This is a genomic window from Ornithinibacillus salinisoli (assembly GCF_042684965.1).
Taxonomy (GTDB): Bacteria; Bacillota; Bacilli; order Bacillales; family Amphibacillaceae; genus Ornithinibacillus; species Ornithinibacillus salinisoli.
This window is the reverse complement of record NZ_JBHUMI010000008.1, coordinates 222480-247261: the sequence shown is the minus strand read 5'-3', so window position 1 is coordinate 247261 and position 24782 is coordinate 222480. Positions and strand designations below refer to the sequence as shown.

The window sequence follows — 24782 nt, the reverse complement described above, 5'->3', positions numbered from 1 at the left end:
AGCTTCTATCCCTCCTTCATGCTAGTCCCCAACTTTGCTTCCTCCGAACTTCTATTCAGCCATGTTAATGCCTCTTTCCGGTACTCTGTATACTCATGACCTTTAATTGTACGCTCCCCATATACAACTTCATCAAACATGTTAGCTAGCTTATAAAATGCCTTTGCACGGGTTGGGTCAGTCTGCTGTAATTCATCATAATATTCCCAATTCGTTTTCCATACTCTAGCAATTAACCAATTATTTTCATGAAAATGAAGTAGTAGAGCTAAAAATATATGGCGGGTAGCTGCAGCATAATTATCCGCTTTTTCTTGCTTATCCGCTTCCAGTAAATGTTTCGTTACAGACCATTCCAATTCATTCATAGATTGCAATGGACGGTGGTTTTGAAATGCCCGCTTTCTTTTCATTGATCGAAGGAAGAGAATACTACCTACTGCCGTGAGTAAGATTACTGTCCCTATAATAATAATCAATACCAATTCAGCGAAACCATTAGATGGATTGAGGGAGGAGAACCAGTTAGATAATAGTTCTCTAAACCATTCAATTAGTTTATCCCACCATATTTCTATGAAACTTCGATTATCTTCATAATATATCTGATACTCCCGATCGTGTAAGATATCTTGTAAATCATCTCTTGCCTTGTCTTTATTCTCCATCCACCATCACCTAACTTAGCAAGTTATATATTGCTACTGCTTGAATATTCATCAATCATCTCTTTAAGATCGTCACCATCATTCCGTACCTTTAAATCAAAATATATTACAGCATAGGCAACAGCCAAAATAATGGACGTCAATATCGCAACTAAATCTACGATGATTGTAACCAGCACACTACTTCCGAGAAAGAGTGAAAATACCCCCTCAATTGCAGCTCCGATAATTGTCGTTATGAGGATAATCACAACATATAGACCAAGTATTCGCCATAAATTTTGACGTGTTAACTGCCAGCTTCTAGAGATTCCAGGTGCATCTTCTTCAAGTACGGTTGCACATAGATAGAAGCTCCATCGTGTTAAGAAGATAGCAATTACAAGCCCTAAACCTAAGAATAATAAAACTCCCCAGGCAATACCCATAAATGGATTAATAAACGAACCGATCGTACTTGGAATTACAACAATCATAATTAGGGCAAAAACGAGAACAAACAAAATCAAGCCAAATAATAGGCTACTCCAAAATATCGGCCAAAATTTAGAAAATGCTTTCTTTATTACCATTTTTGCAGTGAATTCCACATTGTTCCTCATTAAACTGACAGCAAACAAGATAGCAGCATATGCCACTGGTGTCAGGATGAGTATTAAGAGACCGAGAAAAATATCAGATCCTGTAGTTGTGTTATTTAAGGTCTCATCGTAACCAGAAATAATTTGTTCAAACCAATTAGTTCCACTACCTACCTGTCTAAAAAAGCTAGTTCCAGAGGCTAATGATAACAACGCCTCTAATAGATATATTGGTCCTAATATAATAAGAAAAATAAGAAAAAAGTTCGAAAAATTTTTTTTACATAGACGAAAGGTTTGGTCTAATATTTCTCCAAATCCTTTTACTTTGTTAAATTGATCATCCAAAAGCGCTTCCTCCTCTTATGTTATCCATTCAAATGTATATATTTACTATTTTATCATTATTCCGATTATTTTTGTGTTGATTATTGAAAATATTAACTTATCCATTTATAAATCTCTGTCATTTTTATAATCCCTGATTATTCCCATTTTTTTCTAATTACTAAGCTTCACACTTTACCTCCTCTTTAAGTTTCTGGGTGATCTCCCACATAATCAAATTCCGTATGTACATAATATTCATCAAACGAAACACCACCATCTTCATATACATCCATTGAAAGTGTTTCAGATTCATTTATAAAAATAATTTCCCCGTCTGGAGTGGGAAGTTCCAATTCATGGGTTGTATCTCTGCGACTAGTATTAATCTCTTTGATAATATCATCAATTACCGATTGATCTGTCGTTTCAAATACTATTTCTTCCTGAACAAACACTTGCATTTCATGGAAATCGTCCTCTACTAAAGGTGAATCCGAACAAGCTGCTAGCATCAAAATAATCATAAAAACGGAAAGGAGTATCTTCATTTCTAAATCTTCCTTTCTTGTAGAGAATAAAAGTGCAGTAATGTTTTTTTATTTCATATTTCTGTTAATATTTAATGTCAGTAATAATGCTAATCCAATAGCACTAAGCCCTCCAACTAACTTTCCTACCAGTAAAGCAAAAGTCATTTCCTTCTCAATCCCAGCTACAAAACCAAGGTGACTACCTAAAACAAAAGCGCCACTCACAGCGAAGGCAATGTTAATAACTTTCCCTTTAGGATCCATTTCTTTAAGAAGGGTTAGCATAGGAATAACATGCGCAAGGGATACCAATAAACCAGTTGTTTCCGTTTTTCCAATTCCTAACAAAGACCCAAGTTTTCCTAATGGTTTCTGGAAGGTCCTTTGGATAACCATAACCATCGGAAATGCCCCCGCTAGAAATACCGCAATTGTTCCGACGATCGTGATCCCTTCATCCAATGGTGTCATGTTCGGAATAACAATGAACCCGGTAAGTGTTTCTATAATAATAGCAACTAACCCTATGATGGCAATTGCTTCAATAAGCTTTGCAAAAATGGAAAAACCAACAATCATCTTATCCGGCTTTTTCCACAATCCAACCGTTATCAAAACAGAAATTAGTATTGTTGGTAATAGATTTTTTAGTATCATCAGGATATCCAGCTTCGCTACTAGTCCTCCTGTAAAACATCCGATTGGAACGGTGATTAAACCTATTAATATGCCTTTTGCGAAGTAGCTTTGGTCTTCTTTGTTAATGATTCCAAGTGCAACTGGAATGGTAAACACAATTGTCGGTCCCATCATGGTTCCTATGAACACCCAAGCGAACACTTCTGATTCCGCACTTATGGACATTTCTTGCGCTAGCGCGTAGCCCCCCATATCTATCGCCAAAATAGTATTAGCAAAAGCCGCCGGATCTGCGCCTATGAATTTATATACAGGGGCAATCAGTGGTGTCATTAGATTTGCCATAACTGGAGCAAGTGAAATAATGCCAACCATAGCTAGAGCTAATGGCCCCATCGCTTTAAACCCATCAGCAAATCGATCTCCAAGCCCAAATCTATTACCTATTAATTTATCAAATGCTCCAAAGCACAGGAAAATCACTACAATTACGATAATGACATCATTTATTTCCATCATCAATCTCCATTCTTAGATGAATCTGTAACAAACTCACTATTCTTTAGTTTCGCTACTGAAGTATTCAAATAGTACCCTGGCTTATCATGAGCCTCTCTAATATCAATATGTATTTTAAATCGAATATACATATTTCGGTATTTATATCAATTACGAATAAGCATACATACTACTTCTTTTCGGTAGAACTACATTTTTCTAACAGTATGTTTTTATGTATCGGAGTTAAATCTAGTATTTTAAACGTTCCTTTTTCAATAGAAGCTAGTATGTTATTTGCTTCTTGCCAAGCTAAGTCATAGAGGCTATCATCAATGATCCCCTCTAATAACGCCTCTTCCAGTTCTTCTTCATCTAGCAACAGGACCTCTCCAGTCGATAACACGACAATATCTAAATACAAGTCATCCATCCACGGCACATTATTTTCTACTCCAATTTCTCGACAAATATCAATATACCACTGGACTACCTCCCCATTTTGATTAAACGTTGTTGTTATTGAATAATGTTTACCATCTGGAAAGTGCTGCAGCCAACTATAACCTGCCTCAACAATACAAACTTCTTTATCACCATAGGATATAGATAGGGGTTCTGTTACCTTATTCATTTTTAATAATGTAACGAACCCTTTGTAATCCCGTAAATGAATATAGTCTTGTATGTATTCTCTATCTACTATCCTCTTCCAGTTTGAACGGTCTCCATATTTTCTTTTAAGCATTCGTATTGTCTCCCTTAATATGATTACTGTACAGTATAGCCACCATCTAACACTACCGCTTGCCCCGTTATCCCCTTCGCTTTATCGCTTGCTAAAAACATGGCATAATCGGCTATTTCTTGCACATCTAATAAGCGTTTTTGGGGTACTAACGGGTAAATAACATCTTGTAATACCTTTTCTAAAGTTACCTTCCGAATGTTGGCCAAGTCCTCCAGTTGGTTTCTTACAAGTGGTGTGTCAACATAACCTGGGCATATTGCATTAACCGTTATACCATGTTCTGCTCCCTCAAGAGCAGCTACTTTTGTTAATCCGATCAATCCATGTTTGGCACTATTATAGGCTGACTTACCAGCAAAACCAATTAATCCGTTTATCGATGCCATATTAAGAATTCTACCTTTACCTTGTTTTTTCATGATTGGAAATATATGCTTTATCGCGGTAAAAGGGGCAACAAGCATGAGCTTTATCATTGCTTCAAACTTCTCTGTTGGAAAGTCTTCTATTGCATCGATGTGCTGTAGACCTGCATTATTAATTAGTACATCAATTTTCCCGAACCGTTCCAACGTCTGATTAATAGCATGAACAATTTCTTCTTCCTTCGTTACATCGCATCGAAGAGCTAAAACTTCAAGTCCCTCCTCTTTTAATTCCGAAGTAACTAATTCCAACCTCGATTGGTCGAGATCAGTAAAAACTACTTTCGCACCATTATTAGCCATTTCCACACCGATTGCGTGACCAATTCCACTCGCAGCACCGGTAATAAGCACAACATGATCATGTACCATCATTTCTCCTCCTCATCAATAACCTTTCCTGGCTAATCAGTCTTAACTACTATCCGTATCTACTTCGACAAATTATCCAAATTTTCCTGCAAAACTTGTTTTTAAGAACGGAGTTTAAAATTACGAATTAAGGAAAACCTTTATTATTGGCATCGATTTTTTACTACAAGGAGATTTTTATGAATGTCTTACAAAAATTAATAGCAATGCTAAGTTTTTTTATTCTATTACACGTACTTGCCATCACGACACACGCAAAAAACGGAGAAACTTATGAAGTGACTGCTCATTCCCTACACGTAAGAAATACGCCTTCTTTAAATGGGGAGATACTAGGAATACTGGAGAAAGGGGAAATTCTAACCGTTTACGAAGAGAGAACTGATTGGTTACAAATTGATTTCCAAGGGATAAAAGCTTGGGTAGCTTCTAATTATTTGTCCCTCATTGACCCTATAGAAGAGGAAATATTCTTTCCTAACAAAAAATTAATTAACTACACCATCGTTCTCGATCCTGGTCATGGTGGCAAAGATCCTGGAGCAATTGGACATAATGGTGTTTTGGAGAAAGATATTATTCTATCTACTACACGTAAAATTGCAGAACACTTACGCTCGACTGGGGCAAATGTTATTTTAACAAGAACTGATGATTATTTCGTCTCTTTAGATGAACGAATTGAAGTAAGTAACATAAACGAAGCTGATGCGTTTTTAAGCATCCATTACAATTCTTTCTCTATGCAAAGCGTGGGAGGATTTAATACGTATTATTACTCCAATGAAACGGACCTTGGGTTAGCACAGGCTATACATACATCACTAGCCGGTGAAATTAAATTACGTAATAGGGGAATCATTCGTGATGATTACCGTGTCTTGCGTAAAAACAATAGCCCTGCTGTATTAATAGAATTAGGGTTTATAACAAATTCAAATGATTTAGTTGTTATTCAAACAGAAGACTACCAAAATAGGGTAGCAAAAGCGATTACTACCGGTATTAAAGAATATCTTTCCGACTAAACATGAAGGTTAACCATTTCTTGGTTAACCTTCATGTTTTTATATACTTCTCAAAACACATGCACTCATGTGTACGTAGGAATGTTTCATTCACCTTATCCACATCATTTCCTGTATAATGAGCAAATGCTTGAACAGGATGCAAATATGGTATTTGGCTTTTCATGGCTTTGTTTAATTCTTTTTCCCCTTCCATAAACACGTGATAATACGAGTCCACTTTCACAAATCCATTTTTCTCGTACCAGTTATTCACCCACTTATCATCTCGCGTCCATGCCTCTAACCTATTTAGACCTTTTTCGATAGCCAATTTTTCAGCTTCATGCAATAGTTGTGATCCAATTCCGCTTCTCCCGTAATCTGGATGAACAGCAATATGCCAAATCATACCTCCAAGACCATTTCCGCGAGAGCAGACTGCCCTTTCTAGTTGTTCATATTCAACATCAATCAACCCTACAATTTGACCATCAGCTTCCGCTACCAGTTCGATTGCAGGGTTTTCATACGATTCCTTTTCTTTCAATACGTTGTCATAATAAGCTGTCTCTAAAAAAGATAAAACCCTACAACGAACCCAGCCAGTTTCATCTGTTGGAATGTATCTCCTAATCTGCAAATCTACTCACCCCTTTATCAAATTTTATCATGTAATTAAAATATATTCAGAAGAAACGGCGTCTTCAAAGATCAATAGGTTCCTTGATTATTCGTTAACAATTACAGCAAGATTTGGAAAGTCTAATTTACACTTCTTTGTTATTTTATTATTAAAAATAACCTTATGAAAAGAAAGGAGTAATAACAAGAGTGTGAATACTACAAAACGGAATCAATGTGTAGTTTTTTGACAGGTGTATATATGCTGTAGGTTGAATCAAGATTGTGAATGTTATCAAAAACTTGAATGAGTTCGATGTGTGAATTCTCAGATTCTTGTTTTGAGATTTTTAAAAATCGCGCAAAATCAGTTTTTAAGATATCTCCAATATCAAGAAGATCTCCAAAATATTTAAACTTGGCACAAAAGAGTTGCGGTATATTAACAGTATAAAAATAGGGGTTATCTAACTGTATTTCATGTGGAATCCCGACAAGAACCTTGAAACGGGTTGAATTTGGTTGACAATCTGAATAGATGACATAACATGATCCATTTATTGTTTCATCAATGCTATGTAATAGCATTTTTGAATGAGAACGAATCCTTGACTTGTAATCATCAGTTGCTAGGTCAACTTCAAAGGCTATGCCATTCACCTTAATTGTTTGAAATTCGGTTAGAGTAAAATCGGTGACGATATCACCATTAATGTTTTTAATGGATCTTCTTACTACTGGAGGTATTGGCACTAGAGGTATTGACTCATCTTTTACTTTTAGAGAGCTTGGCGCTTGACCGTATTGACGTTTAAAAGCACGGGTGAATGATGCTTGAGTTCCAAAGTTTAGCTCATAAGCAATATCTGTAAGAGATAAGTTATCGTCCCGAATTAATTTTAGTGATTCATTCAATCTTCTAGATAGTATGTAATTATTTAATGAACAACCCATCATGGCAGAAAAAAGTCTATGAAAATAGTATTTGGACATATTGAAGGTATTAGCAACAGACTCCAATGTTAAAGGTCGGTATATATTATTTTCAATATATATCAAAGCACGTTCTATTTCTTCATAATGGTCCATAATAACCCCTCTTTTCATTAGGTGTTTTCAGATATTTCTGTATCCAGTATACCATAGGTTAATTATCTCAAGGAGGTAAATATAATGACAAAAGACAGAATGAATGGAATTATATTAGGTGTTTTATATATTGCAGCTGCGGTCACTTCAATCATAGCTGTTATCTTTTATCAGCCTGTATTATCAGAACAATGGTATATGTCTGCGGCAAATGGATTTCAAACGAAGGTTTTGGTAGGAGTATTATTTGATTTTTCACTTGTAGTGTCGGCTGTTGGAACAGCAGTCATGCTGTTTCCTTATATTCGTTATTGGAATGAACATATTGCATTAGGGTATCTTTGTTTTCGATTTATGGAAGCTGTTTTTATTGCAATGGGTTTAGTTAGTATATTAGGTTTAGTACATCTAAGTATATCTTATGAAGCAGGCAGTTTAGCAAGTGCAGAAAATCTTCATGGTATTGGTCTAGTGTTGCAGGATGTTCATCGTTGGACATCTATATTAGGTCCAAATCTCATGTTAGGCTTAAATACATTCATGTATAGTTATTTACTTTTAAGAACAGGTCTAATCCCCAAACCGTTAGCACTATTTGGTATGGTCACAGCTGTTTTGGTATTCATAGCCGGTATATTAGAAATGTTTGGTGTAGTAGAACCTTTCTCTACAGCCAAAGGACTCATTGCATTACCTTTGGGCGTTTATGAGATGAGTTTGGCATTCTGGTTAATTGTGAAGGGGTTTAATAAGCAAAAGCTTGAAAAACTAAGAGTGAAGTAGTGTTTTCAAACGGAATCTTCGACTGTCTCTCTGGAGTCTTCGTAAATTTTTACCGACCTTCACTCGTTGAACTGTTGAATTGTTGCTTGTGAGCGAATATTTCGATTTATGAGCGAATCGTTGCTGGTTGTGCGCGAATATTTCATTTTATGAGCGAATTGTTGCTGGTTGTGCGCGAATATTTTATTTTATGAGCGAATCGCTACTGGTTGCTAGCGAATATTTCATTTTATGAGCGATCGCTACTGTAATAATAGCAATAGCCTAGCTAATAAATATCAACTAGGCTATTTCTATTTTGGTTAACAATCATTCATCATACATTTTCACTATCATTTTGATGTGTAAATGAATGTTCTGCGATTCTAAAGGTCGTCAAAACCATTTAAATCACTTGTTTTCGTATATTGGCGAGATTTTTGTTCAAAGAAATCTGTTTTCGTTTCATCAAAGCTATCGGTATAAGCGCGAATCCACTTCATCGGATTTTCCACATGATCCTGATAAATTTCACTTAACCCCATCATCCGTAACATTTTATTCGCACGATACTTAATGTAGCCTTTCATTTCATTAATATCAATTCCATTAACGTCTGCTAAAACGTAGGTTGACCACTCTATTTCCAACTCGACAGATTGTTCAAAGTGGGTATATACCCATTCCGTAAATTCCATCGTATTATACGTCGGGTTTTCTGCTAACGTTGCACGAAACAACTCAGCAATAAAGCGCCCATGTTCCAGCTCATCACGATTAATATAGCTAATCATCGTGGACGTACCGACCATTTTATTATGGCGGGCTAAATTATAAAAAAATGCAAATCCAGAATAAAAAAACATTCCCTCGAGTAATGCAGTGTACGTCATTGTTTTAAGGATATTTTCCATTGATGGTTCTTCAACAAATGCATTGTATTGTTCTGTCAATTTTTCATTTCTTTTTAATAGAATTGGATCAGTCCTTCCCAATTGGAATGATCTGTTTTGTTCATCTAAAGACACAATAGAGGATAATACATACGAATAGCTTTCATTATGTACTGCTTCCTGTTGAGCAATTACTGCCATTATGGATTGCACAGAAGCATCTGTCGCATATAAGGACAACAAAAGCGCTGTTCTCGTTTGCGGTGCATCCAATGTGGACAATAGTCCAATTATCTTTAAGTACGCATCTTGTTCTGATTGCGTCAAAGAGGAAAACTGTTTTACATCACTGGCCATATTCACTTCATCAGCTTGCCAATAATTTCCGATAAGCCGCTTATATATTTTATACCAATGTGGATAAGCAATATCATTCCAATTGAGGATTCCACTTGATTTACCCCCAAATATACCAGTCGATTTATTTGGATATAAAGGTTCTAATGTTTTCGCTCTATTAAGCAAAGACTTTGACATTGTTTGTTACTCCCTCCACCCATTGATCAATTAATTGTTCTTGATATCCTCTTGGGGATTGTTCAATTTTCAATCCTGTCCACCTACTATTGTAAAATTGCACGAGCTTGTCGACCGCTTTACAAAATAACTCGTCCCCCCCGAATTGGGTGTCTCCTGTACCAAAAACAGCAACATTATTAGGTTTATATCCTATTTCCCATACAAAATCTTTTACTTCACTTGGTGTCGCTCCCATTTCCCATGTAAAAGTTCCAATAAATAAAAAGTCGTAAGCCCCCGTATCAATGGGAGGATCAACCCCAATACGATGCAGGTCAACCTCCAGACCTTCCTTCTCTAATTTTGCAGCAATACGTTCCCCAACTTCCATCGTATTTCCACTATATGACAAATAAGCTACTACTGCTCTCAACTTGAACACCACTCACATTCTTCTATGTCGCTAGAAGTTGATCGAACATAATAAGTTGTTTTTAGCCCCTCTTTCCATGCCAATAAATGCAAGTCAAGAAGAACAGATGCCCGTATGGTATTCGGGACATAGAAATTGAATGATAGACTCTGATCGATATGTTTTTGCCGTGCTGCATTTTGCTTAACAGACCATCTTTGATCAACGATATACGCAGACCTTCGATACACATCATATGTTTGATGATTGATGTCTGGTGGTGTAGTAGGAATTTTAAAATCTTTTTTCTCTTCGTTGTAGAATACTTTAAAAATAGGATCGATACTAGCTGTCGAACCAGCTATCATTGCAGTTGTTGAATTTGGCGCAACTGCCATCAAATACCCATTACGTATCCCATACTTTCGTACATCTTGTTGGAGCGATGTCCACTTCTCATCTGTGTATCCCTTTTCTTCGAAGTAAGCACCAGTACTCCATTTACTGTCTTCAAATGCAGGATAAGCAGCTTTTTCTTTACTCAATTCCATACTATTTTTTATAGTTAAATATGCGATGTTTTCATATAATTCATCTGCGAATGTCACTGCTTCCTGAGACTCCCAACGAATGTTATTTAGCGCCAATAAATGATGCCATCCAAAGGTACCTAATCCTATCGCTCGATATTTTTGATTGGTTAGCTGTGTTTGCTTTATTGGTAATGTGTTAATATCGATTACATTATCAAGCATACGAACTTGAATTTTAATTAAACGATCTAACACTTGATCTGGGACAGCTTTTCCTAAATTAATCGAACTTAAATTACATACAACATAATCTCCAGTTTTATATTTCTTAACTATAGTGTTTTCATTTTCGATATATTCTTCGATAAATTCGGTAGGCGACTGATTTTGTGTAATTTCCGTACAAAGATTGGAGCAATATATCATACCATTTTGCGAGTTACTATTTTGACGATTTACTTCATCTCGGTAAAACATAAATGGTGTACCTGATTCGAGTTGAGACTTCATAATTCGTTTCATAATTTCAATAGCAGGTACTTTTTTCTTCGTTAATTCCTCCGATGCAATACATTCCTGATACCTCAGGCGCCATTCCCCGTCACTTTTCTCTTCATCATAAAAATCCTCCAACGAATACCCCATTACTTGTCGAACTTCGTGGGGGTCAAATAAATACCAATCACCACGGTTTTCTACTTGCTCCATAAAGTAATCTGGCAAGCAAACCCCGGTAAAAATATCGTGAGCCCGCATCCGTTCATCCCCATTATTTAGTTTTAAATCGAGGAAGGATTCAATATCCAAGTGCCATACATCCAAATAAATGGCTATGGCACCCTTTCTTGTCCCAAGCTGGTCGACATTAACGGCAGTATTATTTAACTGCTTAATCCATGGAACGACGCCACTAGACATGCCTTTAAATCCTTTAATAGAACTACCTCTTGCTCTAATTTTTCCCATGTAGACACCAATTCCGCCACCGTTTTTAGATAGCTTTGCTATGTCGGTATTACTGTCGTAAATAGATTGTAAGCTATCATCAACCGTATCAATAAAACAGCTTGATAATTGGCCATGCGTTTTGCCTGCATTCGTTAATGTCGGTGTTGCTACAGTCATATATAGATTACTTAGTGCCCAATATGCCTCTGTTACTAAATTCAGTCGCTTAGCACGGTCTTCATCCTGCATTAGATGCATGGCAATAATCATCCACCGTTCTTGCGGTAACTCATATGTATTTTTTTCGTGGTCTGTTGCTAAGTATCTGGTTGCTAAGGTATATAAGCCTAAATAATTAAATAGCAAGTCTCGATTTGAAACCATTTGCTTTTCTAAAAAATCTATATCACTCTTAGAGTATTTCAATAATAAATCCTTCGTATAAATACCTTTATGTGTTAATCGTTCTATTAATTGATAAAAATATCCATAACCCAATTTGGGATCGTTATTCCTGGTCATTCCTGCTTGACGATATAGCTCCTGTAAATATATTCGACTAGCAACGTAAGTCCAGTTTGGAGTTGCTTCATCAATGTTCTCTAATGCATTTTTCACTAAAATATCTGTTGCTCTTTCCCAGGACATTTCTGGACTAATCGCTTGTAAAGACTTTTCTTTATAAGCTTTCATATCTAAATTAAATTCTTGTGCTACTTGATCAACCAAACCGCAGACGTGTTCATGGATCATTGAAGTATCTGTAATCATCGTATTTCCTCCATTTTTCATTGATAATATATAAAAAGCCGTTCACTCTTGTTGGAGGAACGGCTTAAAACGACAGAAATGAAAACATAGAATCTCTATCGTTCCACCTTCTCTCACCCCGGAGAAATGAAACTACTAAGCTATGGCAGGTCTCCTGACTTGTGTTTCTCCCTACTAAAGACCTTCCCATATCATAATCGATGCTGATACAGTGGTTTCCTCGTTCGTCCACACTTACAGTTGCGGGGGCAGTTCTAGATTCTAACTAGATTCCCTTTTAAGACAACTCGTGTCACCTTAACTTGTTGATACTATATATAGTATGTTTTGTATTTTATTAACTCAATATGTTGTATATAATGCTATCATAGATTGATAGCGGATGCAATAAGGAATAGAAAATTATTTATGACGTCTTGCATAGATCATACCTAAAATCCTATTAAACTGGTAACTTTCAATTTGATAACCACAGTTAGAAAACCAATTTGTTAACAAGGATCGATCAGCATAATATTCATCTGCAATACATTCGATCGCGATTTGGTTGCCTACCGCTTGAAAGTCTGCAATCACCTTTTCACGATGTACTTTATCTGTAAACATGAGATCTGCGATACAAATTTGTCCATTTGGTTTTAATACTCTTGTCATTTCCTCTAGTGCTATGACTTTTTCCTCATCAGGTAAATGATGTAATGCATAGCTTGATACGACGGCATCTACGGAATGGTCCAAGATCGGAAGCGCAAGAAAATGTCCCTTTCGTGTTTCTATTTGTGGATGTTTCTCCTTACACTTTTCAAGCATTTTTTCAGATTGATCAACACCAATCACTTTGATACCATCTTGTAAAAACTTTGAACCAAGGTTACCTGTTCCAATTCCAATATCTAAACATGTATTCCCAGGCTGTAATGATGTTTTTTCGACTATTCTTGCGAGTGCTTGATCATAACCCTCATGTACATTGAAAGAGAATCCTTGTTTTTTTATATTTTCATCATAGTCTGATGCCTGTTGATCAAAATTCCAACGATCAGTCCAATTTTTACGGATCGATTTTAAATTCTTAAGATGTTGCGCCAAAGCATAAAAGTCTTTTGGTAAATAGGAATCTTCCGTTGTCCGATCAACCATTTCGTCAATTGTCTCAATCATATCTCTCATCTCAATCCATTTTTCATATAAAGCAGACCGCTGGATATTCAGATACTGTTGGATACTCATACTAGGATCTTCTAAAAGAACTTTGATCTCATTAACTGGAAAGCCTACTTCTCGCAATGCAAGTATCGTACTTAATCGGAGCAAGTCTTTTTCCGTAAAATATCGATAGTCATTTTCCTCATCTTTTTTTGGTGATATCAGCCCCTTTTCCTCATAAAAACGTATGGACCGTGCTGTTGTATTTAGCTTTTCAGCTACTTCTTTAATTAGCATGTCATGTTCAACTCCTTTCACTTACTATAAATGTTCACGTTACGTAAAGGTAAAGGGCAATATAAAAGAAAATTAGTTATCATGCATTATACATTAATAAACATGTTAAATACTGTTCAAAATAACAGGAGAAACTCTATCCATTTTATCGTAACCTGGAAATAGAGAAACAAATTTGTAACAAAATTTTCATGAGCGTTTCACTTCAATTTTGATTGTTGTTTGATATAATTTATACCTAGTCTTAATATCTAGTACTTATATTGCATATACAGGAGGACACCATGAGTTTACTTACAGAGACCAATACTTCCGTTGAAGTTCAAAATTATATCGATAGTGTGTTTAATAAAGTGAAGGAAAAAGATCCTAACCAGGAAGAATTTCACCAAGCAGTATATGTGATTTTCAAATCAATAAAACCGGTTCTGGTGAAGAATCCACATTATATACATCATAATATTTTAGAACGAATCGTTGAGCCAGAACGATTAATAACATTTCGTGTACCATGGGTAGACGATCAGGGCAATATTCAAGTTAACCGAGGGTACCGCGTACAATTCAACAGCGCTATTGGGCCCTATAAAGGTGGCTTACGTTTTCATCCATCTGTTAACACGAGTATAATCAAATTTCTCGGGTTTGAACAAATTTTTAAAAACGCTCTAACTGGACAGCCAATTGGTGGCGGAAAAGGTGGTGCTGACTTCGATCCAAAAGGAAAATCTGACGGAGAAATTATGCGATTTTGCCAAAGCTATATGATGGAGTTAGCGAATCATATTGGACCAGATACAGATGTACCAGCAGGTGATATTGGTGTTGGTGCTAGAGAGATTGGCTATATGTTTGGTCAATATAAAAAAATAAAGAGAAGTTTTGAGGCTGGTGTTTTAACAGGGAAAGGACTTCTTTATGGTGGTAGTTTAGCTCGTAAGGAAGCAACAGGTTATGGTGCCATTTATTTTGTAAAAGAAATGCTCAATGACCAAGGACAATCGATAGCTGGTAAAAATGTTGTTATATCAGGATCGGGTAATGTTTCTATTTATGCGATAGAAAAGGCCATGGAATTAGGCGCAAACGTTATCGCCTGCAGTGATTCCGGAGGTTATATTTATGATCCAGATGGCATTAATTTGGATACAGTCAAACAATTAAAAGAAGTACAGAGAAGAAGAATAAGTGAATATGCGCTCATCCATCCAAGTGCAACATATATGGAAGGAAGTTCAGGTATTTGGTCCATTCCATGTGATATCGCCTTACCATGTGCAACCCAAAATGAATTAGACGGAAAAGCCGCGAAAACGTTAGTTGAAAATGGTGTAAAAATAGTCGCTGAAGGGGCAAATATGCCTTCAACAGCTGATGCAATTGCACTGTTTCTAGAAAGCAACATCCTCTTCGGACCAGCCAAAGCAGTGAATGCTGGAGGTGTAGCCGTTTCAGCTCTAGAAATGGGACAAAATAGTTCTCGGATGGCCTGGACTTTTGAAGAGGTTGATAAGAAATTACAGCAAATTATGAAAGACATTTATCAAAACAGTGTTCAAGCTGCAGAAGCTTACCATAAACCAGGAAACTTAATATCTGGAGCAAGTATCGCTGGATTTACGAAAGTAGCAGACGCCATGATTGAGCAAGGTGTCATCTAGTTTTGTAGCAGAATAAAATATAAGGTGTGGTTTTCGTTATGGATGAAATTGTAAATCTTATGAAGGAATCTAATCATGTAATAGTTTTTACTGGAGCAGGTATGTCAACAGAAAGCGGACTTCCTGATTTCCGTTCCAAAAATCGTGGGCTATGGGAGAAGTTCAATCCAGATGAGCTTGCAAATGTACAGGCATTAGAGCAAAACCCACAGGAATTTATTGAGTTTTACCAATTCCGCTTAAATGAAATTCATGCTTACAAGCCACATGAAGGACATTTCATATTAGCTAATTGGGAAAAACAAAATAGGATTCAAGGAATCATCACACAAAATGTTGATGGATTTCACCACGATGCAGGAAGCAAGAATGTAATGGAACTTCATGGTACATTTCATAAGATTTACTGTCACATCTGTGGCAAGAACCATAATCGCCTGGCGTACTTAAAAGGAAATGGATATTGTGCTGCGTGTGGAGGTCCTATCCGGCCAGGTATCGTGTTATTTGGAGAAATGTTACCAGAAGATACGTTTCTACAAGCAGAAGAAAAAACCTTGCAGTCCGATTTGTTTATCGTATTAGGCTCATCGCTTTCGGTAACACCTGCAAATATGTTCCCCATGATTGCCAAAGAAAATGGTGCCAAACTTGTTATCGTAAATCGTGAAAGCACACCATTAGATCCCTACGCTGATTATTTGATTCAAAAGAGATCAGTAAAGGATTTTTTGATTGAAGTTAATAAGCAATTAAAAATGGTCTAGTATTTTTTAGGATACAAAATACTCCGATTAAACTCCAACGAGTATGCAATAATTTTGAAAAAGAACACTTTAATAGTATATTAAGTATAAGAATATTTAGTGTGAAAAGGAGTATCGTTGATGACATATCATAATGCTTTAGAACGTTATATTGATGCAACCAACTCTCATGACTTTAACAATGTGAAAGAAGTATTACACCCCAATGCTATATATTGGTTTACTGATCAAAGTTGTACCTCAATCGAGGAAATCGGAAACTACTTCAAAAATGCTTGGAACATAATTAAAGAGGAAATGTATTCTGCTACAGACGTTCAATGGATTGCTGTTAGTGAAAAAATAGCTACATGTACTTATACATATAATTATACAGGTTACCATAATGGGAAATTAGTTTCTGGTAGTGGTAGAGCAACTAATGTATTCACTTTGTTCAATAATGAATGGAAATTAATCCATGAACATTTAAGTAGTTTGTGAAAACTATTAAACTTACTCTATGGCCTCTTTTATAACATAATACTGTTCCTATTTTTTTAGACAATAATGAATACATGTATTCTTATTGACGTAGTGCTTGTTTAGTTTAATTTCATCATATTCCAAGTTATTTTTACAAGTAGTGCACTCCGGTATTCCGATGACAAATAGCGATGACTATAAACTATGTAATATACAATCTATAATCTGTCTTAATTAATAATTCCATAATATACTAGATCTTCATATCGATTTTCTTTTCTAACATGGTCCATTAATATACCTTCTTTTTTCATGCCTAATTTTTGCAAAACTCTTCCTGAAGCTGGATTTGAATGAAAGTAACGAGCAAATACTTTATGGTATTTCTTTTCATCAAATGCAAATTGTAAAATAGCTTGCGCTGCCTCTGTTGCATATCCATTTCCCCAAAATTCTTCACCAATCCAATAAGCTATTTCACCATGATAAAACGTTTGGTTGTTTGATAGCGCTATAGCCCCATATAATTCTCCGCTTTCTCTATCCGTTATAGCAAATTCATATGATTTATTAGCATTAAAATTATCAAGGTGATGCTCTATCCACGATACAGCATCATCTATAGCGTATGGATATGGTAGGTACAGTGTATTTTTATAAATATTATAGTTATCACAAAGTTTTGTAACAGCTACTGCATCAGATTTTTGAAACAGTCTTAGTTCTAGCCTTTTCGTAGTAATTGTTTTATTTTGATTATCATATACCATAAAAAATCCTCCCTAGGTCATATGAGTAGTACACAATATTGAGTCAGGCGTAACCTTTATTAAACTCATGCTTTCATAGATTCCACCGCTTTTATTACTTCTTCCACTCTTGTACGAAGATAGCATAAACAACATCCATAATTATTCCTTCTTGTTCTTCCTGTGATCCTTTTGTTTTTTATAGAGAATCGGTTTAACTCAGTTGATGATTTTCTTCAAACGATTAAGAGATTTTGAGTTTAGCGAAAACGCTTATTTTCAGAGAGGCAATAACTTAGAGTCCCCCACTTTTATCTTTTTTCCGTTACAGTTCGCTTTATATCAAAAATTCCTATCGTTCCACAAATCAACACACCTATTCCTAAAATTCCTGTCAGAATCCAATTGTTTCCCCAGCTTATAATCACGCTACATAAGCAACTTAACGCAATAACTAATCCTCCATATTTCGATCGCCATTTTACTAATATTGAGGAATTTTCATTACTCATAATAAATCACACCTCCAATTCTGCACCGTCTATTGAATAAGATGCAATTCCTTCTTTTAGAAACGCCCCCATATATTTTAATAAGCTCATTGTTTGTAGGTTTCAATTGAAGAAACCCATTCCATAAACTGCTTATACGGATAATACGTTGTTCCTTTCAACTCTATTTTAGGAGCATTTGGATATTTACTAAATAATTTTTCAATCTCATTTTTATTTAAGTTAAGGTAAAATTCCAAATCACCTTTTGTTATAAAAAGATACCCGCCATGACATCGCCCTCTCATCTTTTCGTTATTTTTTTACCATTACTCCCATGTAAACAAGATTCAAGTTCCACTTTAGCGTCCAGCATCATTAGTTAAGCACAATCCGTTATAATATTAATTTTCTAAAAAACAAAAAGGGCTGATCCGCCTTTTTCTAATTAGGTTATTTTTATTTTAATTCATCAAAAGGGTAAAAAATTTCTTTTCCATCTTTCAATATCACGCTAAATTCCTTTGGTTTAAAACTACCTTTATAATTTAAAACGGGAATAAACCAATAATAAGATTCAACTTGGTATTCTATATCCAAATTATTGGATTGAAACCTAATTATATCTACTTTATTTGGATTTACATACCCAAAGAAATATGACCATCCATTAATATTTGGTGTAATGGCGTAATAGTCTATGCTAAACGGAATATCACTATTATGACCTCTTATAGCTCTACCATTTGTAGTAATCTTCCAGCCAAAAATTCCTCTTTCAAAAATACCACCTTCAATAAAATCATCCGTATCGAATATAACAAATGTTTGATCACCTATTTCAGCTTGTTCCAGGACAGTCCCCTCCATCTTTTTTACCACTTTTTCAATAGAATAGTTTTGATAGAAGATATATCCCCAAATTATTGCGAAGGTTACAATACAAATAAAAACAATTCCTATGAATACTCTTTGATTATTCATTATTTCCCCTTATCTATAAATTGATGAATATATTAAATTTTGACATTCAACTCCTATTGCTATAGTTAAATTGAATTCAATTCTTACTGATAATAATTGCCTCCTTAAAAATGTCAATCACTAATTCAATTCTTGTACCTGTTACTTAAATTGGCTATTTACTTTTTTCTACTAAATACTCTTTGAATGCTTTTTGAACTTTATCTTCTTTTGGTGATATATTCGAAATTCTTTTATGAATATCGTTTAATAAGTATAGTCCTCTAAAAATACAGCCTACTACAACTCCAAAAGCAACAATACCACCAACATATGGCCCCATCATCAAAAGAATGACCCCTAAAATAACACTTAATATTATTGATAAAAGCAAATACATATAACCCCTCCATGTTTTTAACAGTACGCTTATTCAATTTAAATGCACCGTTACTTTAACAACCGCTGGGATAACCCCCCAAAAAAAATATTCGTTTCAAACCTAACTGGCTTAACTTCTATTTAAAAAAAAGTTTTCAATTCTACTATTTTAGTGGCTATGGCATCTACAAAATATTCATTATGATCTACACTAATCATTGTTGGACGATATTTATTTATAGTATCTATCAACTGATTAATAACCATAATATCCAAGTAATTGGTCACTTCATCCCAAATAAACAGTTCATTATTTCCTAATAGTGCATTCGCTAAAAATACTTTTTTCTGTTCTCCAGAGCTCCAATTTATACTAGATTTATCCGAAAAACTGGATCGTTTGATACCTAATTGATGTAACAGATGCCAAAATTCTTCTTTTTCATCTTTAGAAGTTAATTGATCTATCAACGAAGAGTATCCTACCTCCTCCTGGTTTTTTTGACTCAAAATTGATAGATTTTCAGGTAGGCTTATTTTACATTCACCGATTGTTTCTAGCTGTTCTTCTCCAAGTATAAAATTTAATAAACTAGACTTACCGACACCATTTTTTCCTTCAATAAAGAATCGTTCAGTTGGATATACATCTATGTTGATGGGCTCAAAAAGAGGTATACCATCTCTCAAAACAGAAAATTCACGAAAGAACAGCACCTGTTTTCTAGGCTGCTCAACTTTCATTTTAAGATCAGAAACATTTTCGATATTATTTATAAGACCTTGCTTTTCTTCAATCATCTCTTCTGTTCTTTTTTTTACTGCTTTCGATCTTTTCATTTGTTTCGCAGCTATTCTTCTTTCAGCAGCATCTTTCGTACTATTTTCTTTTTTTATGCCCCAACTACTGACCTGTCTTGAGACATCATTAAGCCGTTGAATTTCAGCCTTTAGTTTGGAGTTCTTTTCCTCTGAAAGCATATCTGCATTTGCCTTTTCATATTTCCATGTATCAATATTTCCAGTAATTAGGTCTATAGATTCTTTATTTATTGCTAGAACATGGTCAACAAATTGATTTAAGAAAGATTCATCATGGCTGATTACAATAAAACCTTTTTTATTATTTAAATACCGACCAACGATTTGTCTGCCATGCAAATCTAAATTATTTGTCGGTTCATCAATTAAAGGAAATGAATTTTCATTCAAAAATAGCTCAATAAGTATTAGTTTTGTTTGTTCCCCGCCACTCAATACTTTAAATTTTTGATCTAAAATGTCTCTTGGTAAATCCATATGAGTTAACTCACGTTCAATTTGCCAGATATCTATAGTCGGATTATGTTTCAGTAACAAATCTAAAACAGTTAAATCTTCATGGCCTTTCGGATATAATGGAAAGTATTTGAAGTCTAGTGATGTCTGTATAGTACCTTCATACTCTAGCTGGTTTAAAAGAATCTTTAATAATGTTGTTTTTCCTCTACCATTTCTACCAACAAGTCCTAATTTCCAATTTTCATTAATGTTTAGGTTAACTTGTTTAAAGATAGGCTTGAGCATTGATAAATATCTAAATGTCATATTTTTTATAAGAATATTCCCCGAAATTTTTATCCTCTCCTATAATTAGATATGATAGTTTCTCAGGACTGAAGTTCATAATAGAAAGTCTGATCATTTCCTTGTTTATCAACTGCACACCTATTAATGCAATAAGGAATTAGTTTGTATTATCGGGCTTAGTTGAATTATATTCCCTCTTAATATTATAAAAACTTTTCTGGAAGAATTTAAAAAAAGTAAGATAATATAGGGAACAAAATAAGTAGTGCAACAAGACTTTGAATCAAAGTTAGTAATATATCTTTTTTCCAAGTGTTTTTTTGAGGATAACGATTATTCATTCTTTGAAAAAAGAGTAAGAATCCCCACCAAATCAATAAACTTAAAATAAATTGACTAAAGTCATCATAAAGCAATAAAACTCCTCCTCTTCCAAAACCTCATTAGCTAAATATTTTACACTTCAATACTAACATAATATTCCAAAAACATTATTTGGTTTTATTTATTTTGTGAATGTACTTACACTTATATTTCTTTTAAGTTTATACTTTCGGTTTGCCCATTCCATTCCATTATAATCTCAGCATCGTTTGGCTCTTCACTAAACGTCAAATTCATTTCATAAATACCTTCTTCAGAAAGATAAATATCTGCTGTCGCATTACTTACTCCTTCATCAATTTTAATCGTAAGTTGCTCTTCTGGTATCGGATCATCGCCATTGTATTTTATGACAAGTTTCTCATCCCTTCCATAGTTAATTCCCCAATTCTCACTTACTCCCATATAATTTTGGGGATTTGTCTCTGAACAAGCACTTATGAATAATATAGACAAAAGAAAAAGCACGAATATTCTTTTTAACATTTAGAGATCCACCTTTACACCCAATAGTATAAGTACATCTGTTCACAATTTGTTGAATACAGCCTTTTAATCATGATTTGCAGTTTTTTCTTCTACTTTTAGCTTTAGTAATAGTACCATATCATCTTTTTTAATCATTCTTTTTACTGATTCCTCATCTTGTAAATCAACCGTGTTGATTAAGTTACTTCCCGATTCTCTATAAGCTGCTAATATTGTTGTTTCACCAAATTCTAACTCTACTTCTTCATCACCAATGGCATAGTCCCAAGAACTTAGAAATTCAGCCTTATAGTCCTTTTCAATTATTGACGGTTGGGAGCTTACACCAGGTCCATAAAGAAATACTAAAGTATCTTCTGAGTTTGGATTTATCATCCCAAATCCCAAATGCCCTTCCTCCACTTCTTTTGGACTGTTACCGTAGTTTAATTGCGTTAATGGTTGAGAATCTTTTTTCCCATCAATGTATCTTTCCACCCAAAGATTTACCCAACTTTTATCCGCATTAGGTAATTTAAAATCAAAGTCATATAGTATCCCTAAATGTAAATCTTCAAAGGTATTCACATATTCAGAATCGGAGTTAACTGAAATAGTTGCTATCTTGTCACTTGAATTAGTGCAACCAGAGGTTATTATTAAGAAGAATAATATAATAACGCTGAATATGAAGTAATTTTTTATCAAAGAGTATCCCCCCTGTCTTAAATTGGTTTTACTAACTGTTTCGACACACTTTTAATAACACCTGCTTATTCCATTAACCTTCTTCTATGTGAAACAAGGGAGAGAAAATACTTGTATCTCTTCTAAAAACGATTACCTTTCATTTCCCCTTTTAAAATTACCTGTTACCTTGGCCATTATTAACTGTAATTCCTTGTCATTTCCAGCATTATTTATTTTACTTAAAAACCTCTCTGCATCTTTACCTTTTAAAATTTTCACTTGTTTCCCATAATATTCTATAAAGACGGTATTCTTTTTATTAACTCGATAACTAAAAGGTGTATCATCTAAACGATTTCTTTTATCGATATTATCCATAACTACCTCCCTATATTCTATTCCCTCTACTAAACAGCGCCATAAGCTTAAGAACAATCCTTCACAAATAATCACCTTCAGTATGTTAGAAATTGTTGATTACTGATATAAAGGGAAAAAATTAGACCAAATCAGTATGTGATTTGGTCTACTAATTGGTATGTTATGTCGGACGTTTCTCCATTCTATCGGAACTATTTCATTTCCTTATATTATTTCAACCTTCATTATCCTAATACCGCACGGTCACTTTCAAATTGCTCCCCACGAATACGTTGAAACTCTTTGAGTAAGTCTTCAATAGTAAGTTGTTTCTTTTTATCCCCTTTAATATCTAGAATGATTTGCCCCTTATCCATCATAATCAATCTATTCCCTAAATCTAATGCTTGCTGCATATTATGCGTTACCATCAATGTTGTCAATCCAAATTTATTTACAACATCTTTCGTGATCTTTGAAATTAATTGGGCACGAGAAGGATCTAACGCTGCCGTATGCTCATCCAACAGCAATATACTTGGTTCCGTAAAGGTTGCCATTAAAAGAGATAATGCTTGCCGCTCACCACCAGATAATAATCCAACTTTTGCATTTAATCGGTCTTCTAATCCTAAATTCAAGCTAGTCAAATAATCACGAAAATAATCTTTTCGTTTTTTGGTTACTCCTAGCTTTAGTTTTCGTTTTTTATCCCGTGAATAAGCCATCGCTAAGTTTTCTTCAATTGTCATTGATGGTGCTGTACCAGCCATTGGATCTTGGAAAACACGGCCAATCATGGTTGATCGCTTGTATTCCGGTAGAAAGGTGACTTTTTTATCATCAATAAATACATCGCCAACATCAGGTGTTAAATTACCTGAAATGACATTCATTAAGGTCGATTTCCCAGCCCCATTACTACCAATTACAGTTACAAATTCTCCTTGCTCTAACTCCAATTGCGTTTTTTGTAATGCCTTCTTTTCATCAGGAGTGTCTTCATTAAAAGTTATAGAAATATCTTTCAGTTTAAGCATGTTACGCCCCCTCCGCTTGCGATGTAAGTTCAGCACGTTTTCTTAGACGACGTTTTTTCTCTTTTCGAGCTTGGATAATTTTAGGTGTGACTAATGCTAAAATAACTAGTATTGCTGTAATTAATTTCATATCTCCTGATTCTAAAAAGTCAACACGTAATGCTAACGTAACGACAATTCGATAGATAATTGCTCCACCAATAACAGCTATAGTTGCAATAGCAATTGATCGCTTTCCAAATAAAGCTTCTCCAATTATAACGGAGGCAAGTCCAATAACAATCATTCCTATACCCATGTTTACGTTGGCAACCGATTGATGCTGAGTAATTAATGCTCCGGATAATGCAACGAGTCCATTGGAAACACCTACACCGACAATAATTAAAGAATCCGTGTTAGCTGAAAGACTTCGTATCATTTTTTGGTTATCGCCTGTTGCTCGTAATGCCAAGCCAACTTCCGTTTTTAAATAATAATCGGTTAAGAACTTAATAGCTAACGTGACAATGATCATGAAAAAGACAATAACCCAGGTAGAAGGTACTCTATCAGCTCCTAATGATTGTAATAATCCATTGAAAAAGGAATCCATTCCACTTTTAGCCCAAATAACTTCCAACTGCTTAAAAACGGTAGTTTCTTTGATCAAAGATAATGTTGGTTGCCCCATAATCCGTAAATTTATGGAATATAAAGCAATCATCATCAATATTCCAGAAAGAAGAGCATTGATTTTACCTTTTGTATGGATGATTCCCGTAATACAACCAACAATAAATCCTGCTAAAGCGCCTAATACCGTTGCCATAATAGGAGGGATTCCGTTAACAATGGATATGGCTGCCACCGCTCCGCCAGTGACAAAACTTCCATCTACCGTTAAATCAGGAAAATCCAACACGCGAAACGATAAGTAAACTCCTAAAGCCATAATCGCATAGATTAAACCTGATTCAACTGCTCCAAATAATGATAATAGCATGTTGTTTTCCTCCA

At 34.9% G+C, this 24782-nt stretch carries 28 protein-coding genes and 1 riboswitch; of the genes, 5 read left to right on the top strand and 23 right to left on the bottom strand.

Annotated elements, in window-relative coordinates:
- Positions 1 to 5 precede the first annotated feature (5 nt).
- The 6 genes from ACFSTA_RS04855 to ACFSTA_RS04830 form a co-directional block, all read right to left on the bottom strand.
- On the bottom strand, positions 6 to 668 hold the full coding sequence (locus ACFSTA_RS04855; protein ID WP_377555436.1) for a DUF4129 domain-containing protein: 663 nt from the start codon (positions 666 to 668) through the stop codon (positions 6 to 8).
- A gap of 23 nt (positions 669 to 691) precedes the next feature.
- Entirely contained in the window at positions 692 to 1597 is a 906-nt protein-coding gene (locus tag ACFSTA_RS04850) for a hypothetical protein (protein WP_377555435.1), read from the bottom strand.
- A gap of 185 nt (positions 1598 to 1782) precedes the next feature.
- Positions 1783 to 2127: a hypothetical protein gene (locus ACFSTA_RS04845; protein ID WP_377555434.1), complete on the bottom strand. Its 345-nt coding sequence runs from the start codon at positions 2125 to 2127 to the stop codon at positions 1783 to 1785.
- Between the two features lie 48 nt (positions 2128 to 2175).
- Positions 2176 to 3264: an ethanolamine utilization protein EutH gene (gene eutH, locus ACFSTA_RS04840; protein ID WP_377555433.1), complete on the bottom strand. Its 1089-nt coding sequence runs from the start codon at positions 3262 to 3264 to the stop codon at positions 2176 to 2178.
- 172 nt (positions 3265 to 3436) lie between these two features.
- Positions 3437 to 3994, bottom strand: a complete 558-nt coding sequence (locus tag ACFSTA_RS04835; protein WP_377555432.1) for a DUF402 domain-containing protein — start codon at positions 3992 to 3994, stop codon at positions 3437 to 3439.
- A 23-nt stretch (positions 3995 to 4017) separates the two neighbouring features.
- A complete protein-coding gene (locus ACFSTA_RS04830; RefSeq protein ID WP_377555430.1) occupies positions 4018 to 4794 on the bottom strand; it encodes a 3-hydroxybutyrate dehydrogenase in 777 nt (258 codons plus the stop codon).
- A gap of 179 nt (positions 4795 to 4973) precedes the next feature.
- Between ACFSTA_RS04830 and ACFSTA_RS04825 the strand changes: the two genes are divergently transcribed.
- Positions 4974 to 5822 (top strand): N-acetylmuramoyl-L-alanine amidase, encoded by an 849-nt coding sequence (locus ACFSTA_RS04825; RefSeq protein WP_377555429.1) that lies wholly within the window; start codon positions 4974 to 4976, stop codon positions 5820 to 5822.
- A 31-nt stretch (positions 5823 to 5853) separates the two neighbouring features.
- On the opposite strand, the gene ACFSTA_RS04820 is transcribed toward ACFSTA_RS04825, so the two are convergent.
- Entirely contained in the window at positions 5854 to 6444 is a 591-nt protein-coding gene (locus ACFSTA_RS04820) for a GNAT family N-acetyltransferase (protein ID WP_377555428.1), read from the bottom strand.
- A gap of 200 nt (positions 6445 to 6644) precedes the next feature.
- Positions 6645 to 7514 (bottom strand): helix-turn-helix transcriptional regulator, encoded by an 870-nt coding sequence (locus tag ACFSTA_RS04815; protein WP_377555427.1) that lies wholly within the window; start codon positions 7512 to 7514, stop codon positions 6645 to 6647.
- Between the two features lie 84 nt (positions 7515 to 7598).
- On the opposite strand from ACFSTA_RS04815, the gene ACFSTA_RS04810 reads away from it, so the two are divergent.
- The gene (locus ACFSTA_RS04810) at positions 7599 to 8297 is read left to right on the top strand and encodes a DUF4386 domain-containing protein (RefSeq protein WP_377555426.1); all 699 of its coding nucleotides are present in this window, start codon (positions 7599 to 7601) and stop codon (positions 8295 to 8297) included.
- Positions 8298 to 8662: 365 nt separating this feature from the next.
- On the opposite strand, the gene ACFSTA_RS04805 is transcribed toward ACFSTA_RS04810, so the two are convergent.
- The 4 genes from ACFSTA_RS04805 to ACFSTA_RS04790 all read right to left on the bottom strand — a co-directional run bounded on the left by ACFSTA_RS04805 (position 8663) and on the right by ACFSTA_RS04790 (position 13795).
- The gene (locus ACFSTA_RS04805) at positions 8663 to 9706 is read right to left on the bottom strand and encodes a ribonucleotide-diphosphate reductase subunit beta (RefSeq protein ID WP_377555425.1); all 1044 of its coding nucleotides are present in this window, start codon (positions 9704 to 9706) and stop codon (positions 8663 to 8665) included.
- Positions 9687 to 10121 (bottom strand): flavodoxin, encoded by a 435-nt coding sequence (locus ACFSTA_RS04800; RefSeq protein WP_377555424.1) that lies wholly within the window; start codon positions 10119 to 10121, stop codon positions 9687 to 9689. Before ACFSTA_RS04800 ends, ACFSTA_RS04805 begins: the two co-directional genes overlap by 20 nt.
- On the bottom strand, positions 10118 to 12352 hold the full coding sequence (locus tag ACFSTA_RS04795; protein WP_377555423.1) for a ribonucleoside-diphosphate reductase subunit alpha: 2235 nt from the start codon (positions 12350 to 12352) through the stop codon (positions 10118 to 10120). The genes ACFSTA_RS04800 and ACFSTA_RS04795 overlap by 4 nt, the downstream gene beginning before the upstream one ends.
- A 127-nt stretch (positions 12353 to 12479) precedes the next feature.
- Positions 12480 to 12667: riboswitch (cobalamin riboswitch) on the bottom strand.
- A gap of 87 nt (positions 12668 to 12754) precedes the next feature.
- Complete coding sequence (locus ACFSTA_RS04790) at positions 12755 to 13795, bottom strand: MerR family transcriptional regulator (protein WP_377555422.1); 1041 nt, start codon at positions 13793 to 13795, stop codon at positions 12755 to 12757.
- A 284-nt stretch (positions 13796 to 14079) separates the two neighbouring features.
- Between ACFSTA_RS04790 and gdhA the strand changes: the two genes are divergently transcribed.
- The 3 genes from gdhA to ACFSTA_RS04775 all read left to right on the top strand — a co-directional run bounded on the left by gdhA (position 14080) and on the right by ACFSTA_RS04775 (position 16706).
- The gene (gdhA, locus tag ACFSTA_RS04785; protein WP_377555421.1) at positions 14080 to 15456 is read left to right on the top strand and encodes an NADP-specific glutamate dehydrogenase; all 1377 of its coding nucleotides are present in this window, start codon (positions 14080 to 14082) and stop codon (positions 15454 to 15456) included.
- Positions 15457 to 15494: 38 nt separating this feature from the next.
- Entirely contained in the window at positions 15495 to 16223 is a 729-nt protein-coding gene (locus ACFSTA_RS04780; RefSeq protein WP_377555420.1) for an NAD-dependent deacylase, read from the top strand.
- A 120-nt stretch (positions 16224 to 16343) separates the two neighbouring features.
- Complete coding sequence (locus tag ACFSTA_RS04775) at positions 16344 to 16706, top strand: YybH family protein (RefSeq protein WP_377555419.1); 363 nt, start codon at positions 16344 to 16346, stop codon at positions 16704 to 16706.
- Between the two features lie 212 nt (positions 16707 to 16918).
- Here the strand turns inward: ACFSTA_RS04775 and ACFSTA_RS04770 are convergent, their stop codons facing one another.
- From ACFSTA_RS04770 to ACFSTA_RS04720, 11 genes are all read right to left on the bottom strand, one after another.
- Positions 16919 to 17458 (bottom strand): GNAT family N-acetyltransferase, encoded by a 540-nt coding sequence (locus ACFSTA_RS04770; RefSeq protein WP_377555418.1) that lies wholly within the window; start codon positions 17456 to 17458, stop codon positions 16919 to 16921.
- A 290-nt stretch (positions 17459 to 17748) separates the two neighbouring features.
- Complete coding sequence (locus ACFSTA_RS04765; RefSeq protein WP_377555417.1) at positions 17749 to 17949, bottom strand: hypothetical protein; 201 nt, start codon at positions 17947 to 17949, stop codon at positions 17749 to 17751.
- 438 nt (positions 17950 to 18387) lie between these two features.
- Positions 18388 to 18912, bottom strand: a complete 525-nt coding sequence (locus ACFSTA_RS04760; RefSeq protein ID WP_377555416.1) for a hypothetical protein — start codon at positions 18910 to 18912, stop codon at positions 18388 to 18390.
- Between the two features lie 154 nt (positions 18913 to 19066).
- Positions 19067 to 19291, bottom strand: a complete 225-nt coding sequence (locus ACFSTA_RS04755; protein ID WP_377555415.1) for a hypothetical protein — start codon at positions 19289 to 19291, stop codon at positions 19067 to 19069.
- Positions 19292 to 19413: 122 nt separating this feature from the next.
- Positions 19414 to 20838, bottom strand: a complete 1425-nt coding sequence (locus tag ACFSTA_RS04750) for an ATP-binding cassette domain-containing protein (RefSeq protein ID WP_377555414.1) — start codon at positions 20836 to 20838, stop codon at positions 19414 to 19416.
- Positions 20839 to 21068: 230 nt separating this feature from the next.
- Positions 21069 to 21257, bottom strand: coding sequence for a hypothetical protein (locus ACFSTA_RS04745; protein ID WP_377555413.1), 189 nt, complete (start codon positions 21255 to 21257; stop codon positions 21069 to 21071).
- A 112-nt stretch (positions 21258 to 21369) separates the two neighbouring features.
- Complete coding sequence (locus ACFSTA_RS04740; protein WP_377555412.1) at positions 21370 to 21711, bottom strand: hypothetical protein; 342 nt, start codon at positions 21709 to 21711, stop codon at positions 21370 to 21372.
- A gap of 66 nt (positions 21712 to 21777) precedes the next feature.
- Positions 21778 to 22401 (bottom strand): hypothetical protein, encoded by a 624-nt coding sequence (locus ACFSTA_RS04735; protein ID WP_377555411.1) that lies wholly within the window; start codon positions 22399 to 22401, stop codon positions 21778 to 21780.
- A 132-nt stretch (positions 22402 to 22533) separates the two neighbouring features.
- Complete coding sequence (locus tag ACFSTA_RS04730) at positions 22534 to 22761, bottom strand: hypothetical protein (RefSeq protein ID WP_377555410.1); 228 nt, start codon at positions 22759 to 22761, stop codon at positions 22534 to 22536.
- 227 nt (positions 22762 to 22988) lie between these two features.
- Positions 22989 to 23783 (bottom strand): ABC transporter ATP-binding protein, encoded by a 795-nt coding sequence (locus ACFSTA_RS04725; protein WP_377555409.1) that lies wholly within the window; start codon positions 23781 to 23783, stop codon positions 22989 to 22991.
- 1 nt (position 23784) lies between these two features.
- Positions 23785 to 24768, bottom strand: a complete 984-nt coding sequence (locus ACFSTA_RS04720; RefSeq protein WP_377555408.1) for an ABC transporter permease — start codon at positions 24766 to 24768, stop codon at positions 23785 to 23787.
- Between the last annotated feature and the right edge of the window lie 14 nt (positions 24769 to 24782).

What these genes read in the sequence shown, in the direction of transcription:
- ACFSTA_RS04855 (WP_377555436.1), bottom strand. Translation starts at nt 668, where the DNA reads ATGGAGAATAAAGACAAGGCAAGAGATGATTTACAAGATATCTTACAC.
- ACFSTA_RS04845 (WP_377555434.1), bottom strand. Translation starts at nt 2,127, where the DNA reads ATGAAGATACTCCTTTCCGTTTTTATGATTATTTTGATGCTAGCAGCT.
- eutH (WP_377555433.1), bottom strand. Translation starts at nt 3,264, where the DNA reads ATGGAAATAAATGATGTCATTATCGTAATTGTAGTGATTTTCCTGTGC.
- ACFSTA_RS04835 (WP_377555432.1), bottom strand. Translation starts at nt 3,994, where the DNA reads ATGCTTAAAAGAAAATATGGAGACCGTTCAAACTGGAAGAGGATAGTA.
- ACFSTA_RS04830 (WP_377555430.1), bottom strand. Translation starts at nt 4,794, where the DNA reads ATGGTACATGATCATGTTGTGCTTATTACCGGTGCTGCGAGTGGAATT.
- ACFSTA_RS04825 (WP_377555429.1), top strand. Translation starts at nt 4,974, where the DNA reads ATGAATGTCTTACAAAAATTAATAGCAATGCTAAGTTTTTTTATTCTA.
- ACFSTA_RS04815 (WP_377555427.1), bottom strand. Translation starts at nt 7,514, where the DNA reads ATGGACCATTATGAAGAAATAGAACGTGCTTTGATATATATTGAAAAT.
- ACFSTA_RS04810 (WP_377555426.1), top strand. Translation starts at nt 7,599, where the DNA reads ATGACAAAAGACAGAATGAATGGAATTATATTAGGTGTTTTATATATT.
- ACFSTA_RS04805 (WP_377555425.1), bottom strand. Translation starts at nt 9,706, where the DNA reads ATGTCAAAGTCTTTGCTTAATAGAGCGAAAACATTAGAACCTTTATAT.
- ACFSTA_RS04795 (WP_377555423.1), bottom strand. Translation starts at nt 12,352, where the DNA reads ATGATTACAGATACTTCAATGATCCATGAACACGTCTGCGGTTTGGTT.
- ACFSTA_RS04790 (WP_377555422.1), bottom strand. Translation starts at nt 13,795, where the DNA reads ATGCTAATTAAAGAAGTAGCTGAAAAGCTAAATACAACAGCACGGTCC.
- gdhA (WP_377555421.1), top strand. Translation starts at nt 14,080, where the DNA reads ATGAGTTTACTTACAGAGACCAATACTTCCGTTGAAGTTCAAAATTAT.
- ACFSTA_RS04780 (WP_377555420.1), top strand. Translation starts at nt 15,495, where the DNA reads ATGGATGAAATTGTAAATCTTATGAAGGAATCTAATCATGTAATAGTT.
- ACFSTA_RS04775 (WP_377555419.1), top strand. Translation starts at nt 16,344, where the DNA reads ATGACATATCATAATGCTTTAGAACGTTATATTGATGCAACCAACTCT.
- ACFSTA_RS04770 (WP_377555418.1), bottom strand. Translation starts at nt 17,458, where the DNA reads ATGGTATATGATAATCAAAATAAAACAATTACTACGAAAAGGCTAGAA.
- ACFSTA_RS04765 (WP_377555417.1), bottom strand. Translation starts at nt 17,949, where the DNA reads ATGAGTAATGAAAATTCCTCAATATTAGTAAAATGGCGATCGAAATAT.
- ACFSTA_RS04760 (WP_377555416.1), bottom strand. Translation starts at nt 18,912, where the DNA reads ATGAATAATCAAAGAGTATTCATAGGAATTGTTTTTATTTGTATTGTA.
- ACFSTA_RS04755 (WP_377555415.1), bottom strand. Translation starts at nt 19,291, where the DNA reads ATGTATTTGCTTTTATCAATAATATTAAGTGTTATTTTAGGGGTCATT.
- ACFSTA_RS04750 (WP_377555414.1), bottom strand. Translation starts at nt 20,838, where the DNA reads ATGCTCAAGCCTATCTTTAAACAAGTTAACCTAAACATTAATGAAAAT.
- ACFSTA_RS04740 (WP_377555412.1), bottom strand. Translation starts at nt 21,711, where the DNA reads ATGTTAAAAAGAATATTCGTGCTTTTTCTTTTGTCTATATTATTCATA.
- ACFSTA_RS04730 (WP_377555410.1), bottom strand. Translation starts at nt 22,761, where the DNA reads ATGGATAATATCGATAAAAGAAATCGTTTAGATGATACACCTTTTAGT.
- ACFSTA_RS04725 (WP_377555409.1), bottom strand. Translation starts at nt 23,783, where the DNA reads ATGCTTAAACTGAAAGATATTTCTATAACTTTTAATGAAGACACTCCT.
- ACFSTA_RS04720 (WP_377555408.1), bottom strand. Translation starts at nt 24,768, where the DNA reads ATGCTATTATCATTATTTGGAGCAGTTGAATCAGGTTTAATCTATGCG.